The sequence below is a fragment of the Corynebacterium pyruviciproducens ATCC BAA-1742 genome, assembly GCF_000411375.1.
GTDB lineage: Bacteria > Actinomycetota > Actinomycetes > Mycobacteriales > Mycobacteriaceae > Corynebacterium > Corynebacterium pyruviciproducens.
The window spans coordinates 1,151,608-1,173,380 of sequence record NZ_KE150446.1 but is presented as its reverse complement, the minus strand read 5'-3'; the positions used below and the strand labels follow the sequence as shown (position 1 = coordinate 1,173,380).

At 61.3% G+C, this 21,773-nt stretch carries 18 protein-coding genes; 7 read left to right on the top strand and 11 right to left on the bottom strand.

Annotated features, from left to right (window positions below):
* Nucleotides 1-4: 4 nt before the first annotated feature.
* Together HMPREF1219_RS13390 and HMPREF1219_RS05005 are read left to right on the top strand one after the other, a co-directional pair.
* The gene (locus tag HMPREF1219_RS13390; RefSeq protein ID WP_342662169.1) at nucleotides 5-505 is read left to right on the top strand and encodes an RNB domain-containing ribonuclease; all 501 of its coding nucleotides are present in this window, start codon (nucleotides 5-7) and stop codon (nucleotides 503-505) included.
* Nucleotides 429-1,340, top strand: coding sequence for a hypothetical protein (locus HMPREF1219_RS05005; protein WP_342662168.1), 912 nt, complete (start codon nucleotides 429-431; stop codon nucleotides 1,338-1,340). Before HMPREF1219_RS13390 ends, HMPREF1219_RS05005 begins: the two co-directional genes overlap by 77 nt.
* Here HMPREF1219_RS05005 and HMPREF1219_RS05000 read toward each other — a convergent pair.
* The gene (locus tag HMPREF1219_RS05000; protein ID WP_016457803.1) at nucleotides 1,337-2,632 is read right to left on the bottom strand and encodes a GHMP family kinase ATP-binding protein; all 1,296 of its coding nucleotides are present in this window, start codon (nucleotides 2,630-2,632) and stop codon (nucleotides 1,337-1,339) included. The genes HMPREF1219_RS05005 and HMPREF1219_RS05000 overlap by 4 nt on opposite strands.
* 250 nt (nucleotides 2,633-2,882) lie before the next feature.
* Between HMPREF1219_RS05000 and HMPREF1219_RS04995 the strand changes: the two genes are divergently transcribed.
* Nucleotides 2,883-3,086, top strand: a complete 204-nt coding sequence (locus tag HMPREF1219_RS04995) for a hypothetical protein (RefSeq protein ID WP_016457802.1) — start codon at nucleotides 2,883-2,885, stop codon at nucleotides 3,084-3,086.
* Between the two features lie 56 nt (nucleotides 3,087-3,142).
* Here HMPREF1219_RS04995 and HMPREF1219_RS04990 read toward each other — a convergent pair whose 3' ends face one another.
* The 3 genes from HMPREF1219_RS04990 to HMPREF1219_RS04980 are packed head-to-tail and all read right to left on the bottom strand — an operon-like array spanning nucleotide 3,143 to nucleotide 6,225.
* On the bottom strand, nucleotides 3,143-4,909 hold the full coding sequence (locus HMPREF1219_RS04990; RefSeq protein WP_016457801.1) for a CYTH and CHAD domain-containing protein: 1,767 nt from the start codon (nucleotides 4,907-4,909) through the stop codon (nucleotides 3,143-3,145).
* A gap of 42 nt (nucleotides 4,910-4,951) precedes the next feature.
* Complete coding sequence (locus HMPREF1219_RS04985; protein WP_016457800.1) at nucleotides 4,952-5,977, bottom strand: DUF2786 domain-containing protein; 1,026 nt, start codon at nucleotides 5,975-5,977, stop codon at nucleotides 4,952-4,954.
* Nucleotides 5,978-5,991: 14 nt separating this feature from the next.
* Nucleotides 5,992-6,225, bottom strand: a complete 234-nt coding sequence (locus HMPREF1219_RS04980; RefSeq protein WP_016457799.1) for a hypothetical protein — start codon at nucleotides 6,223-6,225, stop codon at nucleotides 5,992-5,994.
* A gap of 203 nt (nucleotides 6,226-6,428) precedes the next feature.
* Here HMPREF1219_RS04980 and HMPREF1219_RS04975 point away from each other — a divergent pair, with 203 nt between their 5' ends.
* Nucleotides 6,429-7,769, top strand: coding sequence for a glutamine synthetase family protein (locus HMPREF1219_RS04975; protein ID WP_040426925.1), 1,341 nt, complete (start codon nucleotides 6,429-6,431; stop codon nucleotides 7,767-7,769).
* Nucleotides 7,770-7,783: 14 nt separating this feature from the next.
* On the top strand, nucleotides 7,784-10,891 hold the full coding sequence (locus HMPREF1219_RS04970; RefSeq protein ID WP_084594650.1) for a bifunctional [glutamine synthetase] adenylyltransferase/[glutamine synthetase]-adenylyl-L-tyrosine phosphorylase: 3,108 nt from the start codon (nucleotides 7,784-7,786) through the stop codon (nucleotides 10,889-10,891).
* 31 nt (nucleotides 10,892-10,922) lie between these two features.
* Here the strand turns inward: HMPREF1219_RS04970 and HMPREF1219_RS04965 are convergent, their stop codons facing one another.
* Both HMPREF1219_RS04965 and HMPREF1219_RS04960 read right to left on the bottom strand, forming a co-directional pair.
* Nucleotides 10,923-11,573 carry an anaerobic ribonucleoside-triphosphate reductase activating protein gene (locus HMPREF1219_RS04965; protein ID WP_016457795.1) on the bottom strand — a complete coding sequence of 217 codons (651 nt, stop codon included), beginning with the start codon at nucleotides 11,571-11,573 and terminating at the stop codon, nucleotides 10,923-10,925.
* Nucleotides 11,563-13,383, bottom strand: a complete 1,821-nt coding sequence (locus HMPREF1219_RS04960; protein ID WP_016457794.1) for a ribonucleoside triphosphate reductase — start codon at nucleotides 13,381-13,383, stop codon at nucleotides 11,563-11,565. Before HMPREF1219_RS04960 ends, HMPREF1219_RS04965 begins: the two co-directional genes overlap by 11 nt.
* A 220-nt stretch (nucleotides 13,384-13,603) precedes the next feature.
* On the opposite strand from HMPREF1219_RS04960, the gene HMPREF1219_RS04955 reads away from it, so the two are divergent.
* Nucleotides 13,604-13,918, top strand: coding sequence for a hypothetical protein (locus HMPREF1219_RS04955; RefSeq protein ID WP_040427289.1), 315 nt, complete (start codon nucleotides 13,604-13,606; stop codon nucleotides 13,916-13,918).
* A 35-nt stretch (nucleotides 13,919-13,953) separates the two neighbouring features.
* Entirely contained in the window at nucleotides 13,954-14,685 is a 732-nt protein-coding gene (locus HMPREF1219_RS04950) for an AAA family ATPase (protein ID WP_016457792.1), read from the top strand.
* Nucleotide 14,686: 1 nt separating this feature from the next.
* Here HMPREF1219_RS04950 and HMPREF1219_RS12180 read toward each other — a convergent pair whose 3' ends face one another.
* The 5 genes from HMPREF1219_RS12180 to HMPREF1219_RS12175 form a co-directional block, all read right to left on the bottom strand.
* A complete protein-coding gene (locus HMPREF1219_RS12180) occupies nucleotides 14,687-15,256 on the bottom strand; it encodes a PRC-barrel domain-containing protein (protein ID WP_016457791.1) in 570 nt (189 codons plus the stop codon).
* A 63-nt stretch (nucleotides 15,257-15,319) separates the two neighbouring features.
* The gene (locus HMPREF1219_RS04940; protein ID WP_245554394.1) at nucleotides 15,320-16,078 is read right to left on the bottom strand and encodes a class F sortase; all 759 of its coding nucleotides are present in this window, start codon (nucleotides 16,076-16,078) and stop codon (nucleotides 15,320-15,322) included.
* Nucleotides 16,079-16,178: 100 nt separating this feature from the next.
* On the bottom strand, nucleotides 16,179-17,051 hold the full coding sequence (locus tag HMPREF1219_RS04935; RefSeq protein WP_016457789.1) for a PRC and DUF2382 domain-containing protein: 873 nt from the start codon (nucleotides 17,049-17,051) through the stop codon (nucleotides 16,179-16,181).
* Nucleotides 17,052-17,704: 653 nt separating this feature from the next.
* Nucleotides 17,705-19,126 carry a hypothetical protein gene (locus tag HMPREF1219_RS04930; RefSeq protein WP_016457788.1) on the bottom strand — a complete coding sequence of 474 codons (1,422 nt, stop codon included), beginning with the start codon at nucleotides 19,124-19,126 and terminating at the stop codon, nucleotides 17,705-17,707.
* 594 nt (nucleotides 19,127-19,720) lie between these two features.
* The gene (locus tag HMPREF1219_RS12175) at nucleotides 19,721-21,292 is read right to left on the bottom strand and encodes an MFS transporter (RefSeq protein WP_016457787.1); all 1,572 of its coding nucleotides are present in this window, start codon (nucleotides 21,290-21,292) and stop codon (nucleotides 19,721-19,723) included.
* Nucleotides 21,293-21,773 lie beyond the last annotated feature (481 nt).

Genomic DNA, 21,773 nt, shown 5'->3' with positions numbered 1-21,773 from the left:
ATACGTGGCCCAACACGGGCACAATGGGGGGCAGCTCTACGCCGCCGATCTCAATTTTGACTCCGTCGCCGAGGAATTTGGTATCAACCGTGGATTTCCCCCGGAGCTAGTCGCCGAGGCGCGTGAAGCTCGGGATGTCTACGCCCAGGACCGCGTCGATGCCCGGGAGATTTCACTGGTCACGGTCGATCCGCAGGGCTCCAAGGACCTTGATCAGGCGGTCTACATCGCCACACGTGGCGAGGGCTTCGAGGTGTTCTACGCCATCGCCGATGTCGGTGCCTTCGTCCGCCCCGGTTCGGGCCTCTATGCCGAGGCACTGCGTTGCGGGCAAACGGTGTATCTTCCCGATTGCCCGGCGCGGCTCTACCCGCCCGAGCTTCCGGAGGGCAGCGCCTCGCTTCTTTCCCGGAGTCGATCCTCCCGCGGTGCTGTGGCATGTCACCGTCGACTCGTCGGGCGATGTCCGCTCCGCCGAGGCGCGCCGGGCCAGTTCGCTGCGTAGGCAGGCGGTCAACCTGTCCCTCCCGGACACTCGGGTTACTAGGCTTGTCGACGGAAAATTCGAGCTTGAACTCGAGCCCCGGAACCGCCGCATGGACGATAACTCCGAGATCTCGCTCATGACGGGCCTCATCGCGGGGCACATGATGGCGGAGGCGGGCTGCGGTTACCTGCGCACGCTGCAGCCGGCACCACCGGAGGCCCTCGACGCGTTCGCCACGGAGATGAGTCACCTTGGGTTCAGCTTCACTCCTAACAAGGAGCTTCCCGCAGAGTTCTCCGGTGGGGTGGGGCCGTTTCTCGCCTCGGTGGATGCCACCACGCCACGGGGGACGGTGGCGCACAAGGAGGCGGCCAAGTTGCTGCGCGGTGCGGATTACCGGTTCCTTGAACATGATGCCCCCGTGGTCCACGCGGGCGTGGGCGGGATGTACTCCCACGTGACGGCCCCGCTGCACAGACTCGTTGATCGTTACGCCAGCGAGTACTGCCTGGCCCTGTGCGCCGGAAGGGAGCCGGAGAGCTGGGCGCACGACGATGCCGAGCAGGTGGTGGACACGATGCGCCGCACCTCCCAGCTCGCGGGAACGGTGGACAACGCGTGCGTGAGGCTTACGGAGGCGACGGTTCTCGCACCGTGGGTGGGCACAACGTTTACGGCGCTCGTTCTCTCCACCAACGAGGAGAAGAATAAGGCCAAAATCTCGCTCAAGGATCCGCCGATCATTTCCACGGACCTCCTCGGCTCACCAGCCGAGGGCGAGGAGACGCTCGTGAGCCTCGTCACAGCGAAGCCGGAGACACGCACCATCGACTTCGCCTGGCCCGCGGATTAGTGCGCGCGTTGTCCCGGACTGAGCCGGATGAGGAGCGTGTCCGGTGTGGGGAGCTCCGGAACATCGAACGGATCGACGACGGTGAGGAGTGCCTCGGACAGCCCGGCTTCCGCCGGACGTGCGGGGACCTCGGGAACAGCAATGGCGGGTGCGGTAGCCTGCGCATACTGGAGTGAAGGCCCAGCGGAGAGGGCAAAGACGTCGCACGCCTCGTCTACCTTGCGGGCGCGAAGTAACTGCACAAAGTGGCGCGCCCGGTCTGCCTCGTCGTGGAGGAACGTTATCCACTGTGTGGCCTCGTCCACGCGGGGATAGCCCTCGGGACCCTTCACCGAAATCACCGCGCTCAACCAGTCGCCGATGCGTGCTGCTGCGCCCGGTAGCTGTTGCAGCGTTGTGACACCGAAATTCGACAGCGCCGCGCAGATGAACTCGCGCTGGCGCAGGAGACGGTCACTGGCCTCGCTCCTGTGGGGCGAAGCCTCCAGTGTGGAAGCGACGACAGCGAGCTCGTAACCAGGCGTGTTCACTAGCCCGGGGGCGACAGTCAACGAGCCGTCAGCGAAGTCGATGACGTTGACACCCTCGCCGGTGCCCCGCAGCGCGGTGATGAATCGTCCACGCGGGTGGATGCTTCCGGCGAAGACCTCGGCGGCCAGGTGGCACACGGCTGCAAGCTTTGCTCTCGTGGGTGCGTCATCGCGCTCGTCGGGCTCGCCGTTGAGCGCCAAAGCCAGTGCAGTTGTGGTGGCTGCTACCCGGCCGAGCCCCGCGTGCGGCGGGATCTCGCACGCAACGGTGATATCCAGGCCAGGCGTGTCGCGGGTGAGCATCTGCCGGTGAATCATGGAGATGACAACTCCGCCGAGCCGCACCGCCCAGTTATCGGTGGGCAGGGTGCCTGACACCGAGTGCCGTTGTGGTTCATTAGAATCGGCGAGGTGTCCTTTGGCCGGTGGGTCGAGGATGCCCGCCGCTGCTTCCTCCAGCTCGTCCAGGGTGGCTTCCCAGCTGTGGTCTACATTCCTAATCGGCTCGCCGGCACCCGCCTGGGTGGCTTGGGTGAAGTGCACGCGGACCTTACGATCAGCGCGGAAGCTGAAGCTCACAGCGGATTCGAGGGAGTGGAGGGCAAACGCCGCGTACCCGCCGGTGAAGTCCGTCCATTCCCCGATGAGGCAGCTGGTGGCGGGTGCAGCCGCGACCCCATCGGGATCGGTGCCCCATACGGACTGGTGACGAGTGGTTACAAGATCAGTAAGCGACCCATGGGGTTCCGGCCACACTACCATCTGCGTCAACGCTCCTGTTCTTCCATCTCACAGCTTGGGTCACGGCCGGGGTACGGCCGTGCTCACCGTATTAGGGTACACGTCTACCGCAGAGCGTTGAGGCGGAGTTGCTCCACAGTAGCAGGGAATAGGGTGAGCAAAGGGAAGCAGGGCAAACGGCACTTTCGGGCAATGTCGCAGGAGGAAGAAGCAGGTATCGTGGAGAGTAAAGCTAGTAGCATGTGGCGCTACCAGTAAGAAGGAGTTTTGCATGAGCGAGAAGTGGTATTTCAACGTCGAAACCGGCGAGGTCCAACAGGGAAAGCAGTCCGGGTGGGATAACCGCATGGGCCCCTACGATACGGAGGCTGAGGCTCGCCAGGCGCTGGACACCGCAGCCAAGCGCACGGAAGCAGCCGATGCTAAAGAGGCCGAAGAAGAGGACTGGGGCAAACCCCCGGCCTGGGAGAAGTAAAGCGCAGTAATAGCGCAGCAATAATGCCCGTGCCGATGTGCACGGGCATCGTTGTTTTACCAGGTTGATGTATCGGGTGCCGCCTCGGCGGAAGCTATCTCCTCTCGGCGCAGCCTCTCTTCCCGCCGGCGTTCGGCCTTCCTTACTTGCTTGTCCAGCTTTCGGTAGGCCTTGCGGATATCCTTTTCCACCTCCCGGTACTTAGACAGCGCCTGGAGCCCGAGCGACATTTCGAGGTGGTAGAGGACACCGTAACCAAAGGTGTCCCTCCCGTGATCCCGTGCCTCTTGGGCTTTTTCCGCGATGACCTCGCGGGAGGTGACGGAATCCTGGAAATCACCGAGCACTGTCTGCATTGCCTTGCAGGCATCGTAGAGCTTCTTGGTCTTGAGATCCGTGGCCTTGCCCACGGCTTCCGCCGAGTAGCGAAGCTTCTTGGCCGCCTTGCGCATGTTGTGGAAGTTAGCTTCCCGGTGGGCGAGGGGCAGGGTGTCATCTTCCCACTCGTCTACTGCCTTGACATGCCTGCGATGCAGTTTGTCATACGCCCTGGCCAGGTGTGCTGCCAGGACACCTTCCGGGGTGGACTCATCAAAATCATTCGATTCGGATTCGCCCGTTTCGTGATCCTCGTCTGCCTCAGGCACCGAGTTATCGGCCGGGGCGGCGCTGGCTTCCTCATCCGCGGCCTTCTCTGGTTCAACCGTGGCCGGCGTTGGTGGGTCCTTGATGATCTCGTCGAGATTGCGCAGGAGCGTGAAGTAGCGGTCGGAATCGAGGTATTCCACAATCCGATCGTGCGCCGTGCGGTACGTCTCAGACATCGAGGAAACCAGGTGAGCGCGGGTGTCTCGCCCGATGATCTCGATGGGCACCTGATCCACGAGGTCGCTGAACCGGGCCTCCACAACCTCTGCGTCGCGTGCGACGCCCAAGAGCCCCGCGAGGTGCTTGAGTTCTTTCTCCAACTCCTTTACCCGCGGTCCGACGATGATTCCCTCGAAGGTCTGCATGTGGCTGCGCAGTTCCCTCGTGGCAACACGCATCTGGTGTACAGAATCCCACTCATCGCGGCGAACCTGCGGGTCCATCTCGATGATTCGGTCGCGTCCATCAGCCAAAGCATTGACAACTGCGTGGAGGGGCGAATCCTCGTCAATCTCTGCCACGGGAGTGGAGGATTGGACGTTGTTGATCGAATCTCCTAGAGCCATGACGAGCTTTGACGGGCTGTGGGAAACCGAAGCCCCGTGGACGATGAGGAGACGGGTGGCGGAGGTGAGCACCTCCTGGCCCACCTCTGACCGGGAGACATCGTTACCGAGTTCTACTTCCCATTCCCGCCATGATTGGCGGCTGCCGCCGGGTAGCAGCGACCACGCTGTGACGTGGTCATCGCAAAACTCCGCCATCTCTGTGCCGGTGCGCGAGCGCAAAACCGTTTCGTGGCGGTCATTATCCACCTGGGCGATGGGCACAAGGTCCCGGTTACGCGTGAGCACTTTCACGGGGCGAAGAACTTCCTCCGGCGGGGTCAACGGGCCCGACTGGTCAGGGTCGAAATCAGCGTGGACCTCCACTCGGCCAAGCTCAGAGGGGAGCTTGAGATGCCACCCCGAATCCTTACCCCCGGTGCGGCGGCGCAATGTCACTTTTGCCCGGGTGAGTGCGAGATCATCCGTGTCGTAGTAGATGGCCGAGAGGTGGTAGACATTCGTGTCATCCACCTCGTCGACGTGGGCAATCTGCCGGAAATCTGGAACCGGCAGAGTGTCCGAAACCGCAAACTTGGCTTCAACCTCAAGGAAATTCTGTGTACCCATACCACTTTTCTAGCAGGTTTAAGCCCACGAGGTGAGATGAGCCTATAACGAGCCGATCGCTCGCAGCCCTCGTATCCCCGCCGAATCACCGCCAAAGTGCGATGCTTGCGCGGACCGGGTTCCTTCGTTGAAGCCACTTGCGTTGTGGGGCTGCACGCGGTGGGTGAACACGTGTGGGAAGATGGTGCGGAAAATCCTATTGACCGAGCTTTCCGCGATAGCGACGGCCTTTTCCTGAGCCTTGGTGAGATCGGGCGATGACTCCTCCTCGGCTTGTCGGAGGATCTCGCCGATTCTCAGCGCGTAGGCAATGATGAAACTGCGCCGGAAAGAGGCGGTCTCGGCGCTATTGCCCGTCAGGTGGGCTTTGGGCGAATTGTGCATGTAATAGAGGCACTGCCGTTCCAAGCTCGCGAACATGTCCTTTACATAGGCAATATCGTCAAGAAAACCCACGAGGCACATGATCCCCGACGAGGTGAGCGCAATGGTTTGAACATTGCAATGGGAAGCGATGGCGTTGAGGAGGACACCTTTTTCCCTCGCGTACGGGGCCGAAATGTACAGCCTGTCGGCCTTCACCTTGGACTTCTGATCGAGGTCAGCCGAAACGTGGGTGATGTTGTACTTGTGCTGAAGTTCTGCTGCCTTGTGGATATAGGTGCTTGCTTCTTCCTCGTACGGAGTTGACTCGGCTTTGCGCAACAGTGCCGCGATCTTTTCCCTGTTTTTGGCTTGCTCATCGGAGGGATCGGTCTTTTTCGGCATGTACAGCAGCGAGTCGACTGAGAGGCTGGGGAGGTTCTTAATGTCCTGCCATAGTTTGCGATAGTCCTCGGAAACGAAGTTGCGCTGTGATACGAAGTGGGTGTCCACTGCCCAGGCATAGCGGATCGACGGGTTGACGCTTTCACTGAGCTGTTGAGCCGCGAGGTACATGGCGTATTCGAGGAGGTTGTTTTCTTTGGTGCAGCGGAGGTGGTGGCGCAGGTCTGCGGGCGTCCACCCGCGTGCGGCGGCATTAGTGAGGAAGGTGGCGGTGTAGGAATCGAACGATTCAATGGACATGTGGGTGCTCCTTTTTAAGCGTGGTGGGTGGTTGGGCGAGTGGCGGATGAGGTACGGGTGGATGAGCAGTGGTCGGATGAGGTGCGGGTGGATGAGCCGTCGCCGGCGGGAGTGCGGGTGAACGGGCGCGCGGGCGCGCCCGGGTTCTCGTGCGAGGCCTGGGGCGTGTACGGAGGGAAGTCGTAGGTGGCTATCTCCTCATCGCAGGCTGTGGCCTGGGGTGCTGTGGGGTGTGGTGAGAGCATCATGGGATGCGTCCTTTCTTTTTCAAACCATCGAACGTTTGCTCGGTGTGATGAGATTTCACCACGCAGTAGTTACGCGAATTACCCCCATTCTTTCGAACACGTATGTTAACCAGGTAAATAACGGGAATGAAGCTACCCCCGCGAGTGTGGAAAGCGAGTGCAGGGCGAGGTGCGTGAACCCGGCAAAAGCTAGATTGGTAACCATGACAAGCTCGCAGGAATTCGTGCTCCGCACGCTGGAAGAACAAGACATCCGCTACATCAGACTGTGGTTCACGGACATGTGGGGAATGCTGAAATCCGTCGTCGTGGTGCCGGCGGAGATCGAGAGCGCCTTCGCAGAGGGGATCGGCTTTGACGGGTCTGCGATCGAGGGGTACTCCCGCGTCGCCGAGGCAGATACCCTCGCCCGCCCGGACCCATCCACGTTCCAGCTTCTGCCGTTCGAGGGGGACGATGGAGCTGGGCTCACCGCCAGAATGTTCTGCGACATCACCACCCCCGACGGGCAGCCGAGCTGGATCGATCCACGGCAAATTCTTCGATTCCAAACGAAAAAGGCCGAGGAACAGGGCTTCACTTTCCACGTCCACCCCGAGGTGGAGTTCTACCTCCTCAAAACCATCTACACTCAGGGGCAACGGCCAGAAGCCACGGACCTCGGCGGGTTCTTCGACCAGGCGCAAAACGACATGGCCCCCAACTTCCGCCGAGAGGCCATGAGCGCGCTGGAATCGATGGGGATTTCCGTCGAGTTCTCCCACCACGAGACCGCGCCGGGGCAGCAGGAAATCGACCTTCGCCACACCGATGCGCTCACCATGAGCGACAACATCATGACGCTGCGCTACCTGGTTAAACAGGTGGCGCTTCGCAATGGTGTCCACGCCTCGTTCATGCCCAAGCCGTTCGTGGAATATGCAGGCAGCGGGTTGCACTCGCACCTGTCGCTTTTTGAGGGCGAATACAACGCGTTCCACGACCCGGACGACGAGTACTACCTCTCAGAAACGGCGAAGCGTTTCATTGCCGGCATCCTCCACCACGCGCCAGAAATCTCCGCCGTGACAAACCAGTGGGTGAACTCCTACAAGCGCGTCATGTTTGGTGCTGAGGCACCAACGGCAGCAACGTGGGGTATGTCCAACCGTTCTGCGCTCATCCGCGTGCCGGGTTATTCCCCACAGAAGGCGAAGACGAGGAGAATCGAGGTGCGCTCGTTGGATTCGGCATGTAACCCCTACCTCGCCTACGCCGTCCTCCTCGCAGCCGGGCTCAAGGGCATTGAGGAGGGCTACGAGCTGGGGGAGCCGGCGGAAGAAGATATCGCCGCCCTGACGCGCAGGGAGCGCCACGCACTCGGCTATGCAGACCTTCCGCAAACACTCGATCAGGCACTGAGAAAGATGGAAAAATCCGAGCTTGTAGCAAACACGCTTGGAGAAAAGGTGTTTGAGTTCTTCCTCCGCACGAAGTGGGCGGAGATGCGTGATTATCAGGCACAAATCACGCCATGGGAACTGGAAACAAACCTGCCACTGTAGGTAGATGAGTCACGTTGACTGAATCCAGAGCAACCACGAACAAACAGAACTCGCCGCGCACAACCAGGAACGCGGTGCCCACCCCGGCGGCGCTCGGCTTTGAAAGGCCTGCTGCGGAGCGTGAACTGGAGGAGCTCGGCTGGTACCAAGCAGAACACATCGACCTGCTGCGTGACATGTCCGGTGCAGCCGATCCTGATCAGGTGCTTCTAGGCTTGTTGCGGTTCAAGGATGCCGTGGCAGAAGAGGAATGGCAGCTGTTCAACCACAGCCTGCACATCAACCCGGAACTGCGGTTGCGCGTCTTTGGCCTGTTGGGGGCATCGACGGTCCTCGGTGATCACCTCATTGCCCATCCGGAGCTATGGCAGGAGATCGGCAAACCCGCCCCCACGCCCGGGGAGATGATGCACTTCATGCTCTCTGCGGTGGACGCACGACCGGACTGCGCGGTCCAAGGGTGTGGCGCCTCCGAGAACCTGGATACGCCGGGAATGTACCGCTCGGCGCTTCAAGGAAGGGACACGATCCGAACCATCAAACACGCGTATCGCACCCTGCTCATGCGCATCGCGGCGGTTGACCTGGCCGGCACGTTCCTCGTGCGCTCCAACTCCGGGGCGGTGGCCATACCGCTGACGTATTCGCACGTCACATCCATGCTCTCCACCCTCGCCGACGCGGCGCTCACCGCCACCCTCGCGTGCGCCCAGGGGACAGTGTGGGGCGAGGACCCGGCCGACGCCCGGCTTGCCGTCATCGCACTGGGTAAGTGTGGCGCGCGGGAGCTCAACTACATCTCCGACGTGGACGTGGTGTTCGTGGCGGAACCCGCAACCCCCAAGGCGACGCGTGTGGCGAGCGAATTCATCCGCATCGGTTCCCAAGCGCTGTTTGACGTCGATGCCGCGCTTCGGCCCGAGGGCAAAAACGGGGCGCTTGTTCGCACGCTCGAATCGCACAAGGCCTACTACGCACGTTGGGCGGAAACGTGGGAATTTCAGGCGCTGCTCAAGTCGCGCCCCCAAACCGGCGACATGGCTTTGGGTAACGATTACATCGTCGCGCTTCACCCGCTGGTGTGGGAGGCGTCCCGGCGAGACTCCTTTGTTCAGGACGTGCAAGCCATGCGCAGCCGGGTGATCCGCAACGTTCCCGAGGACCTCAAATCCCGTGAGCTCAAGCTGGGCAGGGGCGGGCTGCGCGACGTGGAATTCGCCGTCCAGCTGCTCCAGATGGTGCACGGGAGGGTGGATGAGTCGCTGCGCGTCGCATCCACGGTGGACGCGCTCCAGGCGCTTATCCAGGGCGGCTACGTGGGCCGGGAGGACGGCCACGCGCTCATTGCCAACTACGAGTTCATGCGGCTTTTGGAGCACCGGCTGCAGCTCCAGCGTCTACGTCGCACGCACACCATGCCCAAGCACCAGGACGTGGACGCGCTGCGCAGGATTGCCAGGGCCGCGGGGATCACAGGTACCGGCGGGCACAGCTCCGCCACCGAACTGTTGGAGCAGTATCGAAAAACTCAGCACTCCATCGCTGATATTCACACCAAGCTGTTCTACCGTCCGCTGCTCAACTCCGTGGTTAACCTCGACGACGGCACGCTCGCGCTGTCGCCGGAGGCCGCCAAGCTGCAGTTGGCGGCCCTCAACTACAACTTCCCCGACCGTGCCTACCAGCACCTTCAGGTGCTAGCCTCGGGGACCTCCCGCAAGCACAAGCTTCAGCAGCTATTACTCCCCAGCCTCATGACGTGGCTTGGGTCCACCTCCGATCCCGACGCAGGGCTCCTCAACTACCGCAAGCTCTCCGAAACGATGGAGGACCGCAGCTGGTTCCTCCGCTTGCTTCGCGACGAAGGCGTGGTCGGCCAACGCCTCATGCACATCCTCGGCACCTCTCCCTACGTGTCCGACTTGCTGCTGTCCTCACCCGACACCGTCAAGTTGCTTGGCGACGGGGCCAACCAGCCCAAACTCATCGCCGCCAACCCCCGCACCGTGAGCACAGCCTTGGTGGCGGCAGCCGGGCGGCAGTCCACGCCCGAACAGGCCATCAACGTGGCGCGCTCACTGCGACGCGCCGAGCTTGCCCGCATCGGTGCCGCCGATCTGCTCGGCATGATGGGCGTACGCGATGTGTGCCGGTCGCTGTCCATCGTGTGGGATGCGGTACTCCACGCTGCACTTGAGGCGGAGATCCGCGGCGACGAGTCAGGAGAGCCGAAGGCCCGCATCGCGGTCATCGGGATGGGACGCCTCGGCGGCGCGGAGCTCGGCTACGGGTCGGACGCGGATGTCCTATTCGTGTGCGATCCGCTCCCCGGCGTTTCCGATACCGAGGCGGTGACGTGGTCGATCGCCGTGTGCGACCGGATGCGGCGCAGGCTGGCGAAACCGTCTGGAGACCCGCCACTCGACGTCGACCTGGGGCTACGCCCCGAGGGCCGCTCCGGGCCCGTTGTGCGCACCCTGGCGAGCTACGCCACGTATTACGAAAAGTGGGGCGAGACGTGGGAAATGCAGTCACTTCTTCGGGCCACTTACATCGCCGGTGACGAGGAGGTCGGCCGCGCCTTCATCGAGCTCATCGATCCGATCCGCTATCCCTCCGGAGGCATCGATGATGCGACGATCAGGGAGGTGCGACGGATGAAGGCGCGCGTGGATAAGGAACGCCTGCCACGCGGCGCGGATAAGACCACTCACACCAAACTGGGGCGGGGCGCGCTCACGGACATCGAGTGGACGGTGCAGCTTCTCACCATGATGCACGCCCACGAATACCAAGAGCTGCATACCGCCTCCGCTTTGGAGGGCCTCGAGGCCATTGAAAAGTGCGGGATTTTGGATGAAAAGAGCGTCACCAGGCTCCGCGACGCCTGGCTTACGGCGACCAACGCCCGCAACGCGCTCGTTCTCGTGCGCGGTAAGCGCACCGATCAGCTGCCCCCGCCGGGGCCCGCGTTGGCGCACGTCGCCGGCGCTGCCGGGTGGGACCCGGACGATTCGCGCGGGTTCCTGGAGAACTACCTCAAAAAGACGCGTCGAGCCCGCAGGGTGGTGGACAACGTGTTCTGGGGCGAGTCAGAATCGGAGTTTGCCATCGAGCCGTAAATAGTGGTGCCTCGGGTGCCTGCCCGGGGCGTTATACGCCCACGTAGTGGCCGTCGGAATCGACGTCGTGCGCCCACTGGATCACCAGGTCCAGGCCTCGTGAGGCGACCTCTTCTTGGAGGCGAGGCAGCTGCTCCTCAAGGATCCCGCCGTGCCACACGGTGGTGCGCACCTGGAGCTCAAGGAGCCCGGCCGCTGATGCCTCTGCGAGGAAGTTGAGGCTTTCCCACGCGTTGCGTGCGCCGGCCGGCGTGCACCCGACCACGCCCGGCAGGGTCTCCGGCAGAGCCTTGACGTCCAATCCCACCCAGTCCGGACGCGACGTCGGGTCGTCGACAAGCTCATGGATGCGCGAGGGGAGGTAACCGCACGTGTGGAGGCCTACCCCGAGAGCCGGGAACCGCCTGCGCACCTCGCGGATCACCACCGGCAGCCCCCGGTGCATGGTGGGCTCGCCACCGGAAAACACTACGGCATCGAGGAGCCCCTCGCGGCTGGCAAGGAGCTCCATCAGCTCATCAACGGTCGCGGTGGTCTCACCGTACGGATCCTGGAGCGCCGGGTTGTGGCAGTACACGCACGCCCACGGGCAGCCCGTAGTGAACACCGAGGCGGTGAGCTTGCCGGGCCAGTCCGTAGCGGAAAACGGCATGATCCCGGCGATGGGGAAGTTAGCCTGCATGGGCCGCGGCAGCCTTCTCCGTGAAGTACTCGCGCTCGTGGAACTCGCCCTTCTTGCCCGTGTTGAAGGAGCTCACCGGGCGGAAGTAGCCCATGACGCGCGTCCACACCTCGGTGGTCTCGCCGCAATCCGGGCACTGCGGGTGCTCGCCGGAGATGTAGCCGTGGGTGGGGCAGATGGAGAACGTGGGTGTGATGGTGATGTACGGCAGGCGGAAGTTCGTCAGCGCCCGTCGCACGAGGGTGGCGCAGGCCTCGCCGCTGGACATCGCCGCCCCCATGTACAGGTGGAGCACGGTGCCGCCGGTGTACTTTGTCTGCAGGTCCTCCTGCTCCGCCAGGGCCGCGAACGGGTCCGGGGTGTGGGCGACGGGCAGCTGCGAGGAGTTGGTGTAGTACGGCTCCTCGGGCGTGCCGGCCTGGATGATATCCGGGTAGCGGGAGCGGTCCTCGCGGGCGAACCGGTACGTGGCCCCCTCGGCGGGCGTGGCCTCGAGGTTGAACAGGTGGCCGGTGGATTCCTGCGCCTCGACGAGGAGCTCGTTGAGGTGGTTCAGCACCCGCAGGACAAGCTCGTGGCCGTTGGGGTCCGTGAGGTCGTAGGCACCACCGACAAAGTTGCGCACCATCTCGTTCATGCCGTTGACGCCGATGGTGGAGAAGTGGTTATCAAGACTCGGCATCCACCGCTTGGTGTACGGGAACAGGCCCTTATCCAGGAGCTTCTCAATGGTGGCGCGGCGGCGCTCGAGGGTATCCACACCGATGGCGACGAGCTTGTCCAGCTCATCAAGGAGCCCCTGCTCGTCGCCGGCGTGCAGGTAGCCGAGGCGGGCGCAGTTGACGGTGACCACGCCGATAGAACCGGTGAGCTCGGCGGAGCCGAACAGGCCGTTGCCGCGCTTGAGCAGTTCGCGCAGGTCGAGTTGGAGGCGGCAGCACATGGAGCGGATCATGCCGGGGTCCAGCTCGGAGTTGATGAAGTTTTGGAAGTACGGCAGCCCGTAGCGGGCGGTCATCTCAAAGAGGAGCTTCGCGTTTTCTGCTTCCCACGGGAAATCCTTGGTGATGTTGTACGTGGGAATGGGGAAAGTGAACGGGCGACCGTCGGCATCGCCGTTCATCATAACGGTGATGAACGCGCGGTTCAGCATGTCCATTTCTTCCTGCAGCTCACCGTAGGTGAAATCGCACACCTCCTCGCCGATGTAGGGGTAGTTATCGGCGATATCGGCCGGGCACACCCAATCGAAGGTGAGGTTGGTAAACGGCGTCTGCGTGCCCCAGCGGCTGGGGACGTTTAAGTTGAACACGAACTCCTGCACTGCCTGCTCAACCTGGTCGTAGGTGAGGTTATCGAGGCGCACGAACGGGGCGAGGTAGGTGTCGAAGCTGGAGAAGGCCTGGGCGCCTGCCCACTCGTTTTGTAGAGTGCCGAGGAAGTTGACCATCTGGCCGAGCGCGCTGGACAGGTGCTTCGGCGGAAGCGAACTGATGGCGCCGGACACGCCGCCAAAGCCCTGCTCGAGGAGTTGGCGCAGCGACCAGCCGGCGCAGTAGCCGGAGAGCATGTCCAGATCGTGGATGTGGATGGCGCCCTCGCGGTGGGCCCTGTTTGCCTCCTCGGAGAAGATCTCGGTGAGCCAGTAGTTGGCCACTACCTTGCCGGAGGTGTTGAGCATCATGCCGCCGAGGGAGAAGTCCTGGTTGGCGTTGGCGTTGACGCGCCAATCCGAGCGGTCGAGATACTCGTTGATGGTGGAGATGGCGTCGATATCGACGCGGCTGGGGGCGTGGGTTTCAGTGAGCATCGAGGTCATACCTAGGAATTCTAAGCGAATAATTACACCGGCGTAACTCGAACTAACGGTTGATAAGACACCAAATATGGATAAGTGGAAAGTAAGAAACACAACATGTAGTGCCTACCGCACGATGCGTCCTGCTGTTTTCAGCAACATATTGATATATAAGTGTTAGCTACGTCGCACTCATGGCAACCCCTTTTCGGGGGCGGTTACAATGGGGCTCATGGCACTCACGTTTTCTATCAACCTTGATGACGCGGACTTTTCTGATCTTTCCACGCTTGTCGACGCCGCCCGCTCGTCCGGGGTCACCGCCGACGCGCGCGTACGGCTCCAAGGATCCACGCTCACAGTGACCGTGGAGCCCAGCAAGGCCGTGACCCGCGGGACGCACACGGCACGGGCCACGAGCCCGGAAGGGGAAGCCCCACGGGACGGGCACGTTGCCCCGCCACTGCCGTTTGATGCGGGCCCGTTGAAGGATGCCGTGCGCCAGGTGATCACCGACACGCTCCTCAACAACCCGCCCAAGAAGTAGCTCCGGGCCACGCGGCGGGAGGATGGTGACGCAGCGTGTTTATCCGAAAAGTTGAGGTGGACGAGTCGGCTCTCCACGGTGACCACCCGGTAGAGCTAGGCTACGTCTTACAGCTGCCGGTTTTCGCGGCGCTGACTTCCTCCCCGCTGGAGTTTCGCGCGCCGGTCACCTACGTCCTCGGCGATAATGGCGCCGGTAAGTCGACACTGCTTGAGGCCATCGCCGTGGCCATGCACTTCAACCCGGACGGCGGCTTTTTGGGCCGGAGGAACTTCACTACGACGGGGGAGAGCACCCACTCCGGCCTCCATTCCGCGCTGCGGGTGAGCCGTCCGGAAAACCCCACGGCGGGCTATTTCTTGCGTGCAGAAACTCACTACGAGCAGGTGACAAAGCTTGACCACTCGATGTTCTACGCGGGGGCGCACGCCCATTCGCACGGGGAAACAGTGATGAATGTGCTTGCCGATGCCCTGGGGGACCGCGGCCTGTTCATTTTTGACGAGCCTGAGGCGGGGCTGTCGCCGGTAAGCCAGATGGCGGTGCTGGGGCACATGGCTCTGGCGGCCAGGAGGGGAAGTCAGTTCATCGTGGCTACCCACTCGCCGATCATCGCCGGCGTCCCGGGTGCCGATATTGTCGTCATTGAGGAGGACGGGATCCGCAGGACGGACTACGAGGATACGGACATGGTTCGCGCCATGCGCGAGTTCCTCGATGACCCCGTGGCTTCCGCCAACTACATCATTGGCGATTTGGCGGACTAGCCTACTTCACAAACTTGTGTGAGCCACCCGCTTGTGCAGGAGTAGATTCATCGTCTGCAGCTCCCTCGACGGGGGCAGGTACCTCCGAATCAGCCTCGGATCCTGCTGCAGCTGCGGAGCCCTCCGACGATTCGCCGTTGGCCTGTTCACTGTCGGTGGCGCTGGTGCTGTCTTCGCTTTCAGGCGATGCCGGTGCGGGGGAGGGTTGCTCAGTTTCTGCAGGCGTTTCCCCCTCCGCTGCCTGGCCCGAATTCGCCGCATCAATCACCTTGTAGTGGGCGTAGAGGCTGTTCTGAAAGTCCACCGTCATCCCCCTGCCGAGCGTTTCAAATGGGGCCGAATCGATATCCTCAAGGGAATAGTTCACCGTCAGCTTCTTGCCATCGAGGCGGTATCCAAGAAGCGGGATAAAAGCAGACTTCATCTGCAGGAAACCGCGGAAGGCCTCGACAAAGCTCGGCTCCTTGGTTTCATCGTCAACGAACACTTCGCGGACCCTGCCCACCTTCTTTCCTTGGCTATCGACCACGGTGGCGCGCAGCAGTTCCTGCAGGACATCCGGTTTCCCCACGAAGCATCCTTTCGCTAGACGTAATTACACTCATTCTAGAAGTTCCAGCAGCACCTCGCACCGTCAGGGTTGAATGAGCTGACCGATGAGCACCACGTTATAGTGCAGGTCCCTGTCTGCCGTGATAGCGCAGGTGATAAGTACCAGGCGGCCAGGCTCGTGAGGATCAAACAGACCCGAGTCACTGTGCGCCTCGTCCTTGGGGACGAGGTAGCTGGAATGAATCCGCCAGCGCCGGGATACGCGGTTGGCATCCTCAAGGGTGAGCGTTGCCCCCTCGATACCGGAGGACACCAGGCGAGACCCCTGGCCTGGCGAGAAATCCGTCCGAGTAGTGACGAATCGGGAGACCGGGTTGAGGGCGTAGGAACCCGCAGACCAGGAATGCCCGATGAGAAAGACAGTTCCCTGCTCCGCGTCGCTGGGCGAAACGCCGAGCCCTTCCACCCACTGCACCGCGTTGGGATCTGGGTCGATTGGTTCAAGAGGATCGGTGACGGGAGTAGGCGAGTAGCGTGCAGTGGATACCGGCACCGGTCCGTCGAGGTACAACCGGCCCGTCGAGCGAAGGGGGCCCCGGGCGGATAGCGTTATCTCGGCGGATGTCGGTGTGGGAGACGGCGTGGGCGAGTCGGCTGCTTGCACCTCGTGGTGGCCCTTCACCTGCGTGCTCCCAATGGTGCTGAGTGGAGCATGAAGAGCCTCCTGCGGGTGGCTCACCGCAAGCAGGCCGTAGGTGATCGCCATTGCGACGACAGCCAGGCCTGCGTCTTTCTTCGAATTGAGGATCCCCCGTGTGGATCGATATTTCCCCCTGTGCACGCCAGCTATCTTAGTGCGAGTTGCTTGTGCTCGCAGGGCAAGAAGGGAACAAAAAAGCACCCGCACGGTGTGCGGGTGCTGACGGTTGAAAAAGCTAAGACTACTTGTCCCCAGCGTTCGGGTCGACGAAGCCCTTGATTCCGTCGGTGTCGAGCTCATCGTGCTTGACAGTCTCAGACACGGTGCGGGTCTCCTGAATCTGCTCGGTGCCGAGCGAGACCTTCTCCACCGGGATGGACTCCTTGCTGATGTTCACCTTGTCCTCGTGGAGGGTAACCGTGGCCTCAGCGGTGTCGGAACCGACGTAATTCTTGGCCTCCTCAGGAGAAATCGGGGTGCGCTCGATGCGGACCTCTTCGCGGGTGACCGGAACCTCGACGGTCTCGGTCTCCTCTACCTGGTACTTGCGGAGGCGAGCCTCGCCGGTAGCGACACGCTCGGTACCAACATTGAGGCGCTCCTTCTCCAGGATGATGTCGTTGGAAGCACCAGCAGCCGGGGCGTGCAGATCGCGCTCAGCGTGGTCGACCTCGTGCTCCTCGTGACGTGCGTGATCTGCAGTGCCTGCAGCACCTGCAGCGGCACCGGCACCAGCGAAGCCAGCGGCCTGGTGATCCTGGGTGGAGGGCTGATCCGTCACGTAGGTCTCAACGTCCTGGACGTCGGTGAGGCGGTAGTGCTCGTAGATGCGGTCCTGGTCGGCAGCGGTGAGCTGGTTTTCGAAGTCGATCTCCGGGGCATCCTTGATAAGGTCCTTGTCAAAAGCGAGCTTGAGCTCGTCACCCTCGAGGTGGTGGCCGCGAAGCGGAACCAAGCTGGAGCCCAGGCCAAACAGGCCATGGTCGACCTCGATGAAGGTGGGCTGACCAGTCTTATCATCAACGAACAGGTTGTTGATCTTGCCCAGCTTCTCCCCCTTGGCATCGAAAGCGGTGGCGTTGAGCAGATCCTGGATGTTCCTCTTGTCGGCCATGTACGAATTCCTTTCTGAGGCGAGCTTGTCAGCGTCTCCTAATGTTGGACGCGAGGTAGCTGCCGGCTAAATGTAAATCTCTTCAAAAAGCCGACCACTGTTGGAGCCGGAAATTTTGACTGTGCCTTGCATGGACCGTCAGGGAAAAAGCTCTGTGTCTATGTCATGTTTATGGCATCCATGCGTTTGTGGCACTGAAACCGAGTGTAAGGAACTCTCAGCAGCGATGACGTGCTCAAGCCGAAAAGGTGCTACGCGGAGGTCAGGCAAAACTGGAAAGTTAACCTATTTGTAATATTCAATCCCATTCCGTGGGAAGAGTCCAGCCTATAAAAAATTGACTACATGTACCACATGTGATGTACGTGAAAAGCTATTGATAAAAGGGAAGTTCAGAGAATTAGTGAATGGTATGACCGTTGCGTATGCGGGCTACGGTGAGACACGTTGTAGGTGAAAACTTCTTTAAAAATAACGATTTGGTAAAGTCGCTCCAACGGGCGTGAAATTCGGTGACTTTCACCGTAATGGGTGAGGTCTGATGTCGTTTTTGGCGTGTGGGGCGGAAAAATAAGAAGAGGGAAGCAACAGATATTTCTGTTGCTTCCCTCTATTGGGGGTCCGCAGCGAGTTAAGCGCGGATGAAAAGGAACTTAGAAGATGCCCTTCACCTTGTTGCCAAAGTCATCGGTGGTGATGTCCGTGGACTTGAACTCGGTGTGGTTTGCGACGTTAGCATCGCCCCTGTGGCCACCAGTCTGGGTTACCGTGATGGTGTTGTGCATACGGTGCCCGCGCATGAGGCCGTCACCGAAGTGGAGGTTAGCAATGAGGACTTCCTCGCCAACCTCGATCGGGTTGGAAAGGGTGACCTCGAAGGTACGGGTGGAGGTTTCGCGGTCGAAGCCGAGGTCGCGGGTGTAAGCACCGTTGTACCAGCCAGGAGTCATGAAACGATCAACGCCGTAGAGGTAGTCACCCGGCTGAGCCGTGGTCTTCACCTCAATGCGGAAGGTGGTGTACGGGAAGTCAGGCTCGTAGCGCTTCGTGCCCGTGTTCTTCAGACGCAGAGCAACAGCACCGGAGAAGCCATCGGCCTTAGCGGTGGTGAGGCTCGGGGTGAGCTCGTACTCACCTGCAACAACATCGGTGGAGTCCTTGGCTTCTTCAGCCTTGGAAGCCTCGTCGGCGAGCTTGCCCTCGGCCTCAGCGCCGGAGACGGTCTCGTCCTTCTCGACAACCTCGACAACCTTGTCCTTGTCCACTGCGGAATCGTCGCCCACGACGTCACCGGCATCGACGGAGGTTTCCTTCTCTACGGAAGGAGTGGTGGTATCGGGAACAACCTTGTTGTCCTCGCGGCCGGAGATCTTGTTGTCGATCACAGCATCGTGGGAGCCACCAGCGGTGTCGTAGGTCTTGACAACGATCGAGTTCTTAATCGGGGTGAGGGCGGACCACAGGGTCGGGGTGGACCAGGTGCCGTTCGGCTTGCAGTACTGCTGAGTGCCGTCCATGGTGATGATGCGGAAGCCGTAGGTGGCCTCACCTGTCTGGCCGGGGGCGATCGTGTACGGTCCAATGTTCTGGCCAATGTTCCAGCTCAGCGAGTAGGAAGCGTTGACGCCGAGGGACTGAGCAAGGCTGACAGCGATGCCCGTGGAGCCCTGGCCACCGTCCTTGCTGTAGGAACCGCCGAGGTTCATGCTGGCGGTCATCGTGCGGTCGCCCTTGACGTTGAGGGAGATCGACTGAGACTTGCTCGTCGTCTGCTGCAGCGGGATGGGCTTGTCGGTTTTGTTCGTGGTGGACACGGTGCCCACGGGGAGGAACGTATCGTGAGCCTTGTACAGAACGGTGCGGTAATCTTCCCACGGGTTGCACACCGGGTGCGGGTTGAGGATATTGGCCTTGATGTGGTCAGATCCATGCGTGGTGTTGATGATGGGGAAGACCGGGTTGATCTTGTCGGTCTCATCGTAGTTGTCGTAGATGGTTGCGGCGCTTGCCACGGTGGACAGGCCAGCGACCATAGCTGCGGTGGAAATGGTAGCCGCGAGCTTGGTGAACTTCATAGCGTCTCCTATTGAGATGTGCGGATCGGAAAGGAAAGAATGGTCAAGCCAAACCGAGGATCTGTACGGCAATGACGGCACTGCCTGACGGTCGGCTGGCAACGAGGCTAAATTTAGACCACCCGCCTAGTTCGGGCAAGGGTTGGTCTCGGGAAAATTAAATGTTGGTTATATGACCAGGGGTTTTCACACCCGGTGCAAACCTTAAAAACCCTTATCTATTATTGGGAATTCCCAAGGTTGGGCGGGGTTAGAGCGATGTGAGTTCACCTGTGTTTAGGTTGGTAAAACAATTAAACGTCGGATGAAAGAGGGGTAATTGGCGGGGGTAGCTGAAGTGTCCGACTAACAACACCTGTGAGTTCCTACTCATGGCCACAACCAGGAATGTTGATGGTCTTAACTGTCTGTAGAATCGTTAAACTCGCGGTACAACTTTTGAACCATTGCGTACTTTCATTCCATTACATAAGTGACTGGTGATGAGAGAGGGGCCAGTGGGGAAATTGGTTTAGGGTGCATCTTCTTACGAGGAAGTAAGATGTTCAACAATTAGCACGTTGTTGGGTGCGTGGACACCGCCCCAAGGGACGATTACTCGGAAGATGAACCGTCAGACGCGGCCGAGGTGTCGTCGCTGTGCGTGGAAGGGGCCGCTTGCGCGGTGGGCGCTGAGTCCTTCTGCCCCGTGGATCGATCCGTGTTGACAACCCTGACGTGGCGGCGGCGTACGTGCTTGCGCGAATCGAGGAACATGTGGGTGCGTAGCACTGCTACAAGAACGAGTCCCACGAGCCACGTGGCGGTCACGGCGTGCCAGCCGAACCGGAAGTCCGCCCAGGTGTACGTGGTGGAACCCGTGGAAACATCGAGGAGAATGCCCATGCCCTGCGAGGCAACCATCGCGAAGATGAAGCCACCCATGTTGGCAAAACCGGTGCCCGTCGCAACCACGTTGTGGGGGAGATCCTCGCGGACATAGTCGAAGCCGTAGTTGGAGGCAGGCGCGAGCACCGAGGTGAAGACCAGCGCAACGATGACCGCGACGATGCCACGGGGCTCGTCGGGAAGAAAGAAAATCACCCAGGTGAGCCCCAAGATGAAGGCAAAAATCACGGCGGCGATGTCACGCCTGCGCCTAAGCCGCGAGGAAACAAATCCGTGGAAGGGGCCGATGACAAAGCTCACCAGGGTGTTTACCGTGAGGACGAGTCCTGCGACCGCGGGCGAGAGGCCCATGCCCTGGGTCATCATCGGCATGCCCCACAGCAGCGTAAACGTGATGAGGATGTTCATGCACAGCGCGTGGATGAGGAACGCGAGCCACACGATGGGCTGCCTAGCTACCTTGCCGACAAGGGTGAGCGTGTTGTGGAGGCGAAGCCCACGGGCGCCTTTCTCCTCGTCGGCTTGGAGGCGAGAGAGCGCCCTTTCGTCGCGGGAGCTCGAACGCCTGCGGAGCCGTCCGCCGGTGTGTCGGATGGTGGAACGCATGCGATCGGTACGTCTTGCGTCATGGGACTGCTTGGCGCGGGACTTCTCATCCTTCCGCGCGCGCCGTAGCTCCTTCAGTGCGGCATCGGCCTCGGGGCTATCGGATACGGCCACTCCCGCGCTGAGCGCGACGAGGATGCCCACAGCGCCGAGGGTGACGAAGGCCGGCGTCCACCCCGTCCAGTGCAGGAGGGCGAGGAACGGCACGGCGCTTAGGAACTGACCCACCTGGCCCAGTGACGAGGTGAGCTGGGTAAACATCGGCGACCTGTGGAGTGGGATCCAGTAGGGAAGAATCCTCATGACGGACAGGAATGCCGTGGCATCTCCCATGCCGATGAGGACGCGGGCACCGATGGCGACGCCGTAAGAGGTGGTCAGGCCGAGGGCAAGCTGTCCCACTGCCATGATGAACGCGCCGCACACGAGCAGCCTGCGCGGGCCGAATCGATCGATGAGGAGCCCCGCGGGGATCTGGGATAGGGCGTAGACGCCCACCTGGACGGCCGTGAACACAGCGATGTGGGAGGCGTCAACTTCGAACCGGTCGATGGCCTCCATGCCTGCCACGCCAAAGCTGGTGCGGCCGGTGATCGCGATGATGTAAACGAAGATGGCTGCAAGCCACACCGTGAGTGCGCGACGGGTGACTACTTCATGAGGGTTCGGCATATGATGTGACCTTATACCTATTGGATGCGAGTGCGAAGTGCAGCGTACAACGCAGGGGCAGGCTCGTACACTCGGAAACGCATCGCGGACGGATTCGGCACAGCGGCACCCCTCGCACTTACTTCACAGTCCCTCATCCCTCTTTGGTTTTGCTTAACCCCCATTAACCATTACCTCACCACGGACATAATGCGAGCGTATCGGCAGTATATGCGCGCTATACGGTGGGCTAATCCCGCTCACACGGTGGGTTCAGCTCGAAGCAACACGTTCTCAGGTTAGGGGTGAATTGAGTTCTCGCGCACGCTTGAGGGAGGCATCCAAGTGGGGGAGCAGCGACCCTGGCGGGGTCTCGTCACACAGCGCAATCGATGCCAGGTTGTGCACATTTTTGGGGTCGAACCCATCCTTGTGTCACACCGATCCTCGTGCCACACCCATCCTCGTCCCGTGCGCCTTGCCGGCCCGCGCGGTCGAGCGC